Source organism: Phyllobacterium sp. 1468 (assembly GCF_031455525.1).
Taxonomy (GTDB): Bacteria; Pseudomonadota; Alphaproteobacteria; order Rhizobiales; family Rhizobiaceae; genus Phyllobacterium.
Genome location: NZ_JAVDSX010000001.1, coordinates 545,444 through 557,637, shown reverse-complemented (window position 1 = coordinate 557,637; position 12,194 = coordinate 545,444). Strand labels below are relative to the sequence as shown.

Here is a 12,194-nt window from a genome sequence, read left to right as displayed (position 1 = left end):
GTGCAAGGCGCTATTCGGAGCGTCCAATCAATTTCTGGACCGATGATGAACCGCCACCTGATCCTTTTTGCGACAAGCTGTCTTTCGCTGTTGCTCGTCACTTTGCAACCGGCCGAGGCTGTGACTGTTGTTCCTGAAGGCAACCGCAACGCGACCCAGCCAGGTGTTCCGGCGGCATCCGCCAAGCGGACGCGCGAGTTGAACACCACTTATGAGGCGAAATATCAGAAGATCTATAACCTGCTGAGAACCGACTCCAAACTGCGATCGAAGATCGCCAGCGTTGCGCGGACTTATGGTATTGATCCGGTCCATATCGTCGGCGCGCTTGTCGGCGAGCATACCTATAATGTTGATGCCTATGACCGGCTCCAGACTTACTACGTCAAAGCCATTTCCTACGTACAACAAGGCCTCAGTTTCGACTATCAGGGAGAAACAATCGGCGACTTCGTCAAACGTCCGCAATTTTCTTCTTGTCTACAATTCAAGGACAGTTTGCGCCTTTGGACCTGTCGCGAAAATGTCTGGGACGCGGATTTCCGCGGCAAATCTGTTGGTGGTAAGCGTTTCCCCAACAATCGCTTCAGTGCCGTATTCTTCCAGCCGTTCTACGCGGGGCAAAGTTTTGGCTTGGGGCAACTGAGCCCATTGATTGCGCTTCAGATGACCGACATGGTCAGCCGCTATTCAGGCCTGCCTAGGCTCGATGCCGACCACGCTGCTGATGTTTACAAGACCATCATGGATCCGGATCTGACCCTACCCTACATGGCGGCAACGTTGAAACACTCGATCGATGTCTACCGCCGCGTTGCCGACTTCGACATCTCCAAAAATCCGGGTATTACCGCAACGCTTTATAATACGGGAGGCGCCGACAGCCGAGCACGGGCGCTGGCTGACTCCAACTTGGCTCGTGTCGCCAATGGCGAACAGCCGCAACTGCCAGAAGAGAATTACTATGGCTGGCTGGTCAACGACAAGATCGACCAGTTGCGCTCCCTGTTCTAGCGTTTTCGCTTTTCCGGCACTGCTTCGAGGGCGCGAATCAAGTGACAGGCCGTTTTTTCGTCGATGTCACCGATCTTCGTGGCAAGCACGTTGGCAAGTTCCGTTGCGGCTGGTGAAAGCCCCCCGGTGTCTATGACGATGCGCGGGTCCGAGATCATCGCCAGCCGCTGCAATTCCTCGGCCTCGTCCCAGATAATATTGAAATACTGGATGATGCGCTGCAGCTTGTCCCAGGTTGGCTGACCGCGCCTGCCGTGTTCGAGAGCTGACAGGTAGGCGGCCGATACTCCGATCGACTTGGCCATATCCTTTTGCGAGATGCCGCGTTCCGCGCGCAGATCGCGCAATTTTGCACCAAAAGGCGTCACGGTGCCTCCTGCGGACGGCGCATACGAACATAGATCGCACCTGTGCCGCCGTGATTGCGAGCAGCATCTTCATAGCCATTGACCAGGATGCGAAACGACGGCGTCGTAAACCACATGGGAACCGCCTGACGCAGCACGCCATCGCTGCCCAGGGACGAGCCCTTTCCGGTGATGACAAGAACGTGCCTGAGCTTGCGCAGATGGGCGCGTTGCAGGAACCCGAGAAGCAGGCCATAGGCCTGGCTTTGGGTCAGGCCGTGCAGATCAATCCTCGCTTCGATGACAACCCGTCCCTTGGCGATCTTCTTGTGTGTTGGCCGATCGATTGGATGCAGGCGATGTGCCGGCGCCGGCTTCGCGCCCGCCGCTGCGGCGAGCGGCTTCGGATTTTCGGATGCAGACGGATGCATCGAAACCTGCTTTTTCTTTTCATCGATCAGGAAAGTGGGCTTCTCCTTGCCTTTGAGCGGGCGGGCAGTCTTGGCCACTGTTTCCCAAAGGATCCGGTCCTCCAAGGTGGCGAATTCATCCGTTACTGCCTTCTTCATCGGTCTGCGGCTGCCAGAAGTACGCGGGGAACCAGCGCATAGAAATTCGCTTCATGGCGGATACCCCCAGCAATCTCGCCCGCTGCATCGCCAGAACCGGCAAAGAGATCGCCACGCGCTGCTCCGACGATGGCGGAGCCTGTGTCTTGCGCGATCATCAGTCTCGCGAAGCGCTCCCCGCCAAAAGCCTTCAAATACGGTGCATGAATATAGAACGGCGTGCCAAATGTATGCAGGAGTCGGTCCACAGCAACCGACCGGCCGGCCGTCAAGGGGACTTTCGCGGCAGCGATCGGCCCCATCGCTGGATCGTCGACGTCGGCTTCGCGAAAGAAGATGTAAGAGCGGTTGTTCCACATCAACGCCTGCGCGCTGTCCGGATGATCGGCAAGCCAGTCGCGGATGGATTGCATGGACATTTTGTCCGGCGCAACTTCACCGCTTTCGAGCAGGATCTTGCCAATGCCGGTGAACCGATGTCCGGTCTTGGCCGCATAGGTGATGCGGCGCAAACCTCCGTCGGTCATCTTTAGCCGCGCAGCGCCCTGCACGTGGATGAAGAAAGCATCGATCTGGCTTTCGACATAAGCGATCTCCAGTCCATGGCCTTCAAGCGCGCCGCTTTCGATGGCTGGCCGGTCGAAATATTCGACGACGCCCGCCGGAGTCTGTCGCGCAAAGGCAAAATAGGGATCAAGGCCCTCAGGCCGGTTGTTGCCATCGATATCGATCAAATCCGCCGGACGGCGCAGAAATGGAACTGCATACCTCGCAGTGGGGACCGGGGAGGCAACCACTTCCGGTTCGTAGAAGCCAGTCACGAAACCACCAACTGCTTCGGCATTGTCTATAAGCGCGGGGCGGAACCATTTCTCGAAGAAGGTCCTTGCGGCGCCGTCCGATTCGACGATTGTTTCACGTGAATCAGCAAAGATTGGCGCAAGAGCCTCGAAACTGATCCCTAGCGATCCGGATTTGTAAGGCTTTTCCTTCACCCACTCTGCCGAGCGAGCGAACGCGCGAAACGCTTCCAGGTGCTGGTCATCCCGCCAACCGGGGCAGTCAGCGAAATCCACCGGTTTGAAGAGGGGTGACAGCATCTTTAGTCTTCGGCTTCAGTCGCGACCAGCTTCCAGTTCGGATCTTTCGACCGCGTATCGCGCGCAAAGGTCCAGACATCCTTGACCTCTGCAACTGCGTCCTTGTCGCCATCGATAACTGCACCATCCTTGTCGAGCGTTGCCGAAATGAGTTCACTGGTGATACGCACCGTAACATGGGACTCGGTGCCCTTCATTTCGGCGCCGATGATTTCAGCCTTGTTGATCCCGACGAATGACGACTGCACTTTCTCGCCGCGCGCTTCGCGATCGGTAATGGCAGAAACAAAACCGTCGAAGACTTCGCGCGACAGAAGCGTCTTCAGCGTTTTGCGGTCACCATCGGCAAATGACATAACGATCATCTCATAGGCCATTTTCGAACCTTCGAGGAACTTCCCAGGCTCGAATGCCGGATCCGCCTCCTGGATAGCGCGCAAGCCATCATTCAATGGCGTACCCGGTTTGGAAATGGCATCGATCTTTTCGAAGCTGCTTTCCTTCACTTCGCCGCGTCGAGGCAACGAAACAACATTGTCGCCAGATTTGGCCTTGTCATCGGCGTCGGCGGTACGTGTATAAGGATTGAACGGCGGGCGTTCACTGCCTGTGCGGCGACCAAGGACCTTGCGCAGCTGCAGGAAGATCACCACCGCTGCCACGAAAAAGAAAATCGTTCCGAAGTCCAGATATTCCATGTCGCCTGCCATTCATCCTAATGTTCGTTTACGGCTTTCAATCTTCCGTCGAAATACCAAAAACATATAGATTGCCAACTGCAATCATACAAATACTCTTCACGCTATCCTATATAGGCATGAAATTGACACCGGCTATGGATAATATCCGGATATGTCCTTTGAAAGGTAAATTAGTTTGCGATCTCTTGTGCCTCTTTTCGTTCTGGCTTTGCCGTTTCTTGAAATCGCCGGTTTCATCATCGTCGGCAGCAAGATCGGTATTCTAGCGACGCTCGGTTTGATAATTCTGTCGATTTTCGTCGGCGTTTTCCTGTTACGCTTTCAGGGCCTCGGCCTTATCCAGAAAATTCGCGAAGAAACAACCGCCGGCCGTACACCGAGACGCGAACTGGTCCATGGTGTCATGCTGGTCTTCGCGGCGTTCCTGCTGATCATACCCGGATTCATCACCGACATCATAGGCCTGCTGCTTTTCATTCCTGCAGTTCGTGACTTTGGCTGGCGTTGCATCAGTGATCGTGTGATCGTCGTCGATTCTGGCCGACGCCGCCGGGGCGGTCCCGACACATCGCGCATCAAGGACCGGGTCATCGAGCTCGATCCTGAAGACTACTCCAGCAAGCCTGATCCGGACTCGCCCTGGAACCCGAAACCATAGGTTCGGCATGCCATTGAACTATGAGACTAGTGCGAGAGCCTTGCCTCGTTGAGGCGCACATGCTAGCGACCCTGCATTCATTCGATGACCGTGCAAAGCGGACGTAACAGAAGAAGGTTTCCCGACAATGGCTCAAAAGCCTGATGAAAAGGCCGAGAACGGCAATGAAGCGACAAATGGCAACGGTTCCGCGCAGCAGCAAACGCTGAATATTCTGGCGCAATATGTTAAGGACCTTTCTTTTGAAAGCCCCGGCGCGCCTTTGTCGCTGCGTCCGCGCGAGAATGCCCCCGGTATCAGCATCAACGTCAACGTCAATGCCAATCCGATCGCCGAAAACGATTTCGATGTCGTTCTCACGCTGTCAGCCAAGGCGAGCGAAGGCAAAGATGTCCTTTTCAATGCCGAACTCGTCTATGGCGGTGTTTTCAGGCTTGTCGGTTTCCCGCAGGAACACCTCTTGCCGCTGCTGTTCATCGAATGCCCGCGCCTGCTGTTCCCGTTCGCCCGCCAGATCATTGCAGAAGCCACACGCAATGGGGGTTTCCCCCCACTGATGATCGACCCGATCGATTTCGCGCAAATGTTCCAGCAGCGCATGGCCGAAGAACAGGCCAAGGCGCAAGTCAGCTGAGCCAGAATATTTTAGAGTTGAATAACCCGGGTCTCGCCCGGGTTATTCAATTCAAGCAGCTGAAGCTATGCGTTCGTTCCAGATGGCCTTGTCACCAATCTTTTCGACCAGGTGTGCATGGGCCATTTTCTCAGCTTCCGTTAAACGAGGTTGAAGAGGTACTGGCCGGCGGGAAATGATAATTGTGCCCGAAATATCCCCGGGCTGCTGATTGTTTGCCTGTTCTGCAACCGTGAGGCCAAGTGCAGCCTGCTTGCCTCCGATCAGCTCAATATAGACCTCGGCCAGAAGCTGCGAATCCAGCAGAGCGCCGTGCATCGTGCGGTGGCTGTTGTCGATACCATAACGCCTGCAAAGCGCATCGAGCGAATTCGGCCCCATTGGATGTTTTCGCCGCGCCAGCGCCAGTGTATCCACGACACGGTCATTGTGGATTGGCGGATGACCGAGCCGGTTGAGCTCCGCGTTGATGAAGCCCATATCGAAGGTCGCATTGTGGGCAATCAATTTCGCCCCATCTATAAAATCGAGGAAGTCATGGAGTATCCCGGCGAAAAGCGGCTTATCGGCCAGCTTGTCATTGCTGATACCGTGCACGGCCAGCGCATCAGGATGGATGACCTTGCCTTCAGGATTGATGTAGACATGGAATGTCCGTCCGGTCGGGAACCGGTTTATAAGCTCAACGCCACCGATCTCTATGACCCGGTCGTCCAGTCGGTCCAGACCCGTCGTTTCTGTGTCGAATATGATTTCGCGCATGGAATCACCCTTTTGCCCAAGTTCCACGAATTGGCCAATGCGGGCAAGTGGGGACTGGATGTTTCCCCTCTATACTGTGAGCACACTGATAATTCTGCGAATTTCATCGCGGGTGACGTCAAAATTGTGGCGTGTGTCGATGATGAAGTCGGCGCGGGCGCGCTTTTCCGCGTCCGGAGTCTGGCGTGCCAGAATGGCGTCCAGCTTGTCTGATGTCATGCCGGGACGTTCGAGAACGCGCTTTCGCTGCACCTCCTCAGGCGCGGTAACGACGAGTATCTTGTCGACCCGGTCTTCAGCCCCCGTTTCAAAGAGCAAGGGAATATCTACGACAACCAGTTTCGCACCGCTGGCCCGGGCGCCATCTCGAAATCTGTTTTCCTCGGCCCGAACAAGCGGATGGATAATGGCCTCGAGCTTTTTCAACGCCACGGGATTTCCCATGACCGCAGCGGAAAGTTTCGTGCGATCCACCTTGCCGTCTACGGTCGTTCCAGGGAACGCCGCTTCGATCAATGGAGCAGCCGCACCAGAATAAAGCCGATGCACAGTCTCATCTGCCGAATAAACCGGTATGCCTTCGTCAATGAACATCTGAGCAGATGTTGACTTGCCCATGCCGATGGAACCCGTCAGGCCAAGCACGATCATTTGGATTGCCCATGGGTTGATCTGTCCATATCGGCGAGAATGAGTGCACGCAGTTCCGGTGTGACTTGCGGTGTAGCGCCAAACCAATGTTTGAAACCGGGAACAGCCTGGTGCAACAGCATGCCAAGACCGTCCACCGTTCTCAGCCCAAGCGCTCGCGCGGCCTTCAGCAGCGGTGTTTCCAGCGGAACATAGACAATGTCGGTCAACAAGGCATTTGCATTTACGGACGACAGATCAAAGGTCAGATCATCCTCGCCTTCCATGCCCAGTGACGTCGTGTTGACAATGAATGTGGCGTCTTGCAGCAACTCGGGAATCGCCCGCCATCCGTGCGCGCTGATGCCGTGACCAAAGCGATCCACAAGTGCCTGCGCTCGGTCCACCGTGCGATTGACTATGCGGATCTCATTAAATCCTCGCTGCTTCAGCGCATAAACCACTGCACGACTGGCACCGCCCGCGCCGAGGACCAGCGCTTTATTGCCTTTGTCCCAGCCCGGGCCGAGGGCATCCAGATTGGCAAGGAAACCGTAGGCATCGGTATTGCCACCCCACAACTCCCCATCCTCAAACCATAGCGTGTTGACAGCGCCTATATCTTCAGCGGCACTGTCGCGCTTTTTGCACAAGGCGAATGCCATCTCCTTGTGCGGTATTGTGACGTTGCCGCCGGTGTAGCCATTGTTCTGCAGGCTTCGGACAAAATCAGTAAAGCCTTCCGGCGCAATCTCGATGGCCTGATATGACCCTTCCAGGCCATACTTCTTCAGCCAATAGCCGTGGATCAACGGCGAACGCGAGTGACGAATAGGGAATCCCGTAACAAACGCCTTTGGGTGATCAGCCATCTATCGCGCCCTCACGGCGTAACTCGGCAAGCAATGGTAAGAGCGGCAGTCCCACTATGGTGAAATAGTCACCATCGACCTTTTCGAACAGCTGAATGCCTTCGCCCTCGAATTGGTAAACGCCAACACTTTGCAAAGCGATGGTTCCGACACGCGACAGGTATCTGCCAATGAAACCCGGATCGAGGTCGCGCAAAGTCATGCGTGCGACCGAAGCGTGCCGCCACAAAGTCTGGCCATCCTTGGCGAGAACAACTGCGCTGTTGAGATGATGCATTTTTCCAGACAGTTTCAGCAGTTGCCGGCGAGCCGCTTCCATGTCTTCGGCCTTGTGGAGTATCTCATCGCCCAGGGAAAGGGTCTGATCGGAACCGATGACGAGTGCAGAAGGGTTGCGCTCACTGACATCGAGAGCTTTTGCCTCCGCCAGAATCTGCGCGACATCTTCTGGTGTTGCGCCGGTATCATATAGGGGCGCCTCCACCGCACGCTCGTCGATGTCAGCCGACTGAACGGTGAAAGCAATGCCAGCGTTTTTCAACAATGTGGCACGGAACGGGCTTTTGGAGGCGAGAATGATATCCATGTTTTGGTTCTCCCTTGACCAGCGATGCGTTACCGCCCTTGCGAACGCAGGGCAAGAACCGCCGCCGCGGTTTCTTCTATCGAACGGCGAGAAACATCGATCATCGGCCAGTTGTGCCGATGGCAAATCTGCCGTGCATAGGTCAGCTCTTCTATGATATTGGCGCGATCGAGATAATGATCGGCGTCGAAGCTGAGTGCTGCGCCGAGCACGCGGTGCTGACGTACCTGGGAAATACGTTCCGCCGAAGCGACCAATCCGACAATCAAGGGTCGTTCGCATTTCACCAGAACGTCCGGGATGGGCACCCCGATAACGATAGGAACATTGACAGTCTTGATACCACGATTGGCGAGGTAGATGCTGGTTGGCGTTTTCGACGTGCGCGAAATGCCGATCAGGATGACATCCGCTTCCTCTATATCCGGCGGGAGCTGGCCATCGTCGTGCTCCATTGTAAAATTGAGCGCGTCAATCCGCTGGAAGTATTCTGCATTGAGCACGTGCTGGGCGCCGACGCGCCGTCCTGCCGGAGCGCCAAGATAAGATTGGAACAGAGTGAGGACCGGTTCAAGTACGGACACACAAGGGACACCGATTGCCGCGCAAGTGTCGTCTATCATGGCGGCAAGCCGCTGATCTACGATCGTGTAAAGGACGATACCCGGCTCGGCATCTATGCCTTCCAGCACTCTTTTGATCTGCTTTTCGGTCCTTATCAGTGGATAGACATGCTCAATCGCCCGCGCATGGGCATATTGTGCCGCGGCGGCACGACCGGCTGCGATGAGAGTCTCTCCCGTCGCATCGGAGATCATGTGAAGATGAAAATAGTTTATCGGTTTCGTCACAGAAAATTCCACGTCCTGTTGATGACTGGGGACAAAGTGCCAGCGCATCCACAACTGATGGCAGCCATGTGAATCATTGGCAAGTCATCCACAGCGAACCTAGCTGTGGGAACTTCTCCGGACCGTTTTGCAATTCTGTGGACTATTGCGACTTTTCGTCTGTTTTCCTAGGGCTTTTCACAGGATTATCCACAATTGCTATTCACTTAACTAATTGATATAATTTAATTATTTGTATTTTCACCGCTACCCTCAGAATCCTTGCTGCAGTTATTCTGGATTCGACCCGCAATTGTTCGTTGTGGGAAAATTCTGGCAATGTGGTAATTCCCATTACAAACAGACTCTAAGAATCAGAAAATCCAAATAAGATCTAAATTTCTTTTTTGTAAGATAAGCCGGAGTGACCAATGATGGTTCGCAAAGTGATGAAAGTCCTTGGAGGCGAGACTGTCTTTCCTCCACCCATCTGGATGATGCGCCAAGCGGGGCGCTATCTTCCCGAGTATCGAGAAGTGCGAAAGAACGCAGGCAGCTTTCTCGACCTGTGCTATTCGCCAGATCTGGCCGTCGAAGTAACCATGCAGCCTATTCGCCGTTTTGGTTTCGATGCGGCGATCCTGTTTTCCGATATTCTGGTTGTGCCGCACGCGCTCGGCCGCGATCTTCGCTTCGAGGAAGGACGCGGCCCCCTGATGACACCGATCGACAAGGACGGGATATTCTGGCTGGAATCGAAAGGTGCTGCCGATCGCCTGGAGCCTGTCTACGAAACCGTGCGGCTGGTACGGCAGCAGCTTCCTAAGGAAACAACCCTGCTTGGCTTCTGTGGCGCGCCCTGGACGGTGGCGACGTATATGATTGCCGGACATGGCACACCCGATCAGGCTCCTGCCCGGCTGTTTGCCTATCGCAATCCGGAAGCATTTCAAAAGCTATTGGACGAACTGGCTGATGTATCGGCTGAATATCTTATCCGTCAGATAGATGCGGGTGCTGACGCGGTGCAGATTTTCGATTCCTGGTCTGGTGTCCTCGATGAAGCCTGTTTCGAGCGGTTTTGTGTGGCGCCAGTTGCGGCCATCGTTAAAAAGGTTCGTGAAGGTCATCCAGATGTCCCGGTGATCGGTTTCCCCAAAGGTGCGGGGGCGCTTTATGTGAACTATCGGGAACGTACCGGTGTCACCGCACTCGGACTGGATTGGTCGGTGCCGCTTTCGATGGCCTCGTCATTGCAGGGTGGTGGGGCAGTTCAGGGCAATCTCGATCCCCTGCGGGTCGTTGCCGGTGGTCGGGCTCTGGACGAAGGCGTTGACGCTATTCTGGATGCGTTGGGTCAGGGTCCACTGATCTTCAATTTGGGTCATGGCATTACACCGGATGCGCCGGTGTCCCACGTCGAGCAGATGGTAAACCGCGTACGCCAGGCCACGATCCGAACTTGATTCTCAAGGGTAGCAACAGCATGAGCGATATCAAACTGATCAATCCGGGATCGAAGAAAATTCCGGTTCTGCCGCGGTTGATCGCTGCAGCTGTGGCGCTTTGTGTCGTCACGCTGGTTTTCCTATATCCCGGCGGCGCCTATCCATGGGTTAAAGCGATCCATGTCATAGCCGTTATCTCGTGGATGGCTGGCATGCTCTATTTGCCACGATTGTTTGTTTACCACTGTGCAGCCGAGCCGGGTTCAGTTCAATCCGAAACCTTCAAGGTGATGGAAAACCGTCTGTTGAAGGCGATCATCAATCCCGCCATGGGTGTAACCTGGCTCGCGGGGTTATGGCTTGCCTGGCAATCGGCTGCGTATATGGATGGCTGGTTCCACGTCAAGTTTCTTGGTGTCCTCCTTCTTTCGGGCGTGCATGGGTATTTTTCCAAGGCCGTAAAGCTGTTTGGAGAGGACCGGAACGTCAAGACCGTCCGCTTCTGGCGCATGATGAATGAGGTACCGACGATGCTGATGGTCATAATTGTGATTATGGTCATCATAAAGCCATTTTGATCGATAATAAAAATTTCAGTCAGTGATCAATACCACCGATGAAATCTCTTGCCCTTATGGCCATGATTGGCTAGACAAGGGCCTCCTCTCCGGAAATACCGCCACAGCAATCTTCGGCCATTTTTAGTGGCACTGTATTCAGGCATCGTCATTTCCCTTTCTCATTTCACACCAATAGAATTAAGAGTTCCGCACACATGCAGGAAATGAAACTACAAGAACTTAAGAACAAGACCGCGGTCGACCTTCTCGCGTTTGCCGAATCGCTCGAGGTTGAAAACGCCAGCGTCATGCGCAAACAGGAATTGATGTTTGCGATCTTGAAAAAATTAGCCTCGCAGGAGGTAGAAATCATCGGCGAAGGCGTGGTCGAGATTTTGCAGGACGGCTTCGGCTTCATGCGCTCCGCCAACGCCAATTATCTGCCGGGCCCCGACGACATCTACATTTCACCATCGCAGATCCGGCGTTTTTCGCTGAAGACGGGCGATACGGTGGAAGGCCCTATCCGCGGACCTAAGGAAGGTGAGCGCTATTTCGCCCTTCTTAAGGTCAATACCATCAACTTCGAAGATCCTGAAAAAATCCGGCACAAGATCCATTTTGATAATCTGACGCCGCTCTATCCAAATGAACGCTTCAAGATGGAGCTGGAGAATCCTACCACCAAAGATCTTTCCGCTCGCGTCATCGATCTGGTCGCGCCACTTGGCAAAGGCCAGCGCGGATTGATTGTTGCCCCGCCCCGCACGGGTAAAACCGTCCTTTTGCAGAATATCGCGCATTCTATCACCGCCAATCATCCGGAATGCTATCTTATCGTTCTTCTGATCGACGAACGTCCGGAAGAAGTGACTGACATGCAGCGCTCGGTGAAGGGTGAAGTCGTGTCATCTACTTTTGATGAGCCCGCGTCACGCCACGTACAGGTTGCGGAGATGGTCATCGAGAAGGCAAAGCGTCTTGTCGAACATGGCCGCGATGTTGTTATTCTGCTCGATTCCATTACCCGGCTTGGCCGCGCCTATAACACCGTGGTGCCGTCATCCGGTAAGGTATTGACGGGTGGTGTCGATGCCAATGCCTTGCAGCGGCCGAAGCGTTTCTTCGGTGCTGCGCGTAATATCGAAGAAGGCGGTTCCCTGACGATTATTGCAACAGCGCTGATCGATACAGGCAGTCGTATGGATGAAGTTATCTTCGAAGAGTTCAAGGGTACTGGCAATTCCGAAATCGTGCTCGACCGTAAGGTCGCCGATAAACGCATCTTCCCGTCCATGGATATTCTGAAATCCGGTACGCGCAAGGAGGACCTGCTCGTGCCGCGCCAGGATCTGCAGAAGATTTTCGTTCTGCGCCGTATTCTCGCTCCCATGGGCACGACTGACGCCATCGAGTTTCTTATCGACAAGCTCAAGCAGACCAAGACCAACGGTGAATTCTTCGATTCGATGAATACGTAATT

Annotated in this window: 15 protein-coding genes; 6 read left to right on the top strand and 9 right to left on the bottom strand. The window is 54.6% G+C overall.

Going from position 1 to position 12,194, the window contains the following annotated elements; translation table 11 throughout:
* Positions 1-45: 45 nt before the first annotated feature.
* Positions 46-1,014, top strand: a complete 969-nt coding sequence (locus J2X72_RS02770; protein ID WP_209999936.1) for a DUF1402 family protein — start codon at positions 46-48, stop codon at positions 1,012-1,014.
* On the opposite strand, the gene J2X72_RS02765 is transcribed toward J2X72_RS02770, so the two are convergent.
* The 4 genes from J2X72_RS02765 to J2X72_RS02750 are packed head-to-tail and all read right to left on the bottom strand — an operon-like array spanning position 1,011 to position 3,728.
* Positions 1,011-1,382, bottom strand: coding sequence for a helix-turn-helix domain-containing protein (locus tag J2X72_RS02765; RefSeq protein ID WP_209998841.1), 372 nt, complete (start codon positions 1,380-1,382; stop codon positions 1,011-1,013). The genes J2X72_RS02770 and J2X72_RS02765 overlap by 4 nt on opposite strands.
* Positions 1,379-1,930: a Smr/MutS family protein gene (locus J2X72_RS02760; RefSeq protein ID WP_310068187.1), complete on the bottom strand. Its 552-nt coding sequence runs from the start codon at positions 1,928-1,930 to the stop codon at positions 1,379-1,381. The genes J2X72_RS02765 and J2X72_RS02760 overlap by 4 nt, the downstream gene beginning before the upstream one ends.
* Positions 1,927-3,030: a murein transglycosylase A gene (locus J2X72_RS02755; RefSeq protein ID WP_310068183.1), complete on the bottom strand. Its 1,104-nt coding sequence runs from the start codon at positions 3,028-3,030 to the stop codon at positions 1,927-1,929. Before J2X72_RS02755 ends, J2X72_RS02760 begins: the two co-directional genes overlap by 4 nt.
* A 2-nt stretch (positions 3,031-3,032) precedes the next feature.
* Positions 3,033-3,728 (bottom strand): Tim44/TimA family putative adaptor protein, encoded by a 696-nt coding sequence (locus J2X72_RS02750; RefSeq protein ID WP_310069266.1) that lies wholly within the window; start codon positions 3,726-3,728, stop codon positions 3,033-3,035.
* A gap of 178 nt (positions 3,729-3,906) precedes the next feature.
* Here J2X72_RS02750 and J2X72_RS02745 point away from each other — a divergent pair, with 178 nt between their 5' ends.
* Positions 3,907-4,389, top strand: coding sequence for an FxsA family protein (locus tag J2X72_RS02745; RefSeq protein ID WP_310068180.1), 483 nt, complete (start codon positions 3,907-3,909; stop codon positions 4,387-4,389).
* Positions 4,390-4,516: 127 nt separating this feature from the next.
* Positions 4,517-5,023 (top strand): protein-export chaperone SecB, encoded by a 507-nt coding sequence (gene secB, locus J2X72_RS02740; RefSeq protein ID WP_209998845.1) that lies wholly within the window; start codon positions 4,517-4,519, stop codon positions 5,021-5,023.
* A 51-nt stretch (positions 5,024-5,074) separates the two neighbouring features.
* Here the strand turns inward: secB and dnaQ are convergent, their stop codons facing one another.
* From dnaQ to J2X72_RS02715, 5 genes are all read right to left on the bottom strand, one after another.
* On the bottom strand, positions 5,075-5,785 hold the full coding sequence (dnaQ, locus tag J2X72_RS02735) for a DNA polymerase III subunit epsilon (RefSeq protein WP_310068177.1): 711 nt from the start codon (positions 5,783-5,785) through the stop codon (positions 5,075-5,077).
* A 69-nt stretch (positions 5,786-5,854) separates the two neighbouring features.
* Positions 5,855-6,436 (bottom strand): dephospho-CoA kinase, encoded by a 582-nt coding sequence (gene coaE, locus J2X72_RS02730; protein ID WP_310068175.1) that lies wholly within the window; start codon positions 6,434-6,436, stop codon positions 5,855-5,857.
* Positions 6,433-7,287, bottom strand: a complete 855-nt coding sequence (locus J2X72_RS02725; RefSeq protein ID WP_209998848.1) for a shikimate dehydrogenase — start codon at positions 7,285-7,287, stop codon at positions 6,433-6,435. Before J2X72_RS02725 ends, coaE begins: the two co-directional genes overlap by 4 nt.
* Complete coding sequence (locus J2X72_RS02720) at positions 7,280-7,873, bottom strand: Maf-like protein (protein ID WP_310068173.1); 594 nt, start codon at positions 7,871-7,873, stop codon at positions 7,280-7,282. The genes J2X72_RS02725 and J2X72_RS02720 overlap by 8 nt, the downstream gene beginning before the upstream one ends.
* Positions 7,874-7,902: 29 nt before the next feature.
* A complete protein-coding gene (locus J2X72_RS02715) occupies positions 7,903-8,772 on the bottom strand; it encodes a pyruvate, water dikinase regulatory protein (protein WP_405044631.1) in 870 nt (289 codons plus the stop codon).
* A gap of 365 nt (positions 8,773-9,137) precedes the next feature.
* Here J2X72_RS02715 and hemE point away from each other — a divergent pair, with 365 nt between their 5' ends.
* The 3 genes from hemE to rho all read left to right on the top strand — a co-directional run bounded on the left by hemE (position 9,138) and on the right by rho (position 12,192).
* Positions 9,138-10,169 carry a uroporphyrinogen decarboxylase gene (gene hemE / locus J2X72_RS02710; RefSeq protein ID WP_310069264.1) on the top strand — a complete coding sequence of 344 codons (1,032 nt, stop codon included), beginning with the start codon at positions 9,138-9,140 and terminating at the stop codon, positions 10,167-10,169.
* A gap of 20 nt (positions 10,170-10,189) precedes the next feature.
* Complete coding sequence (gene hemJ, locus J2X72_RS02705; protein ID WP_310068168.1) at positions 10,190-10,729, top strand: protoporphyrinogen oxidase HemJ; 540 nt, start codon at positions 10,190-10,192, stop codon at positions 10,727-10,729.
* Positions 10,730-10,926: 197 nt separating this feature from the next.
* Positions 10,927-12,192, top strand: a complete 1,266-nt coding sequence (rho, locus tag J2X72_RS02700) for a transcription termination factor Rho (RefSeq protein WP_106714794.1) — start codon at positions 10,927-10,929, stop codon at positions 12,190-12,192.
* Positions 12,193-12,194 lie beyond the last annotated feature (2 nt).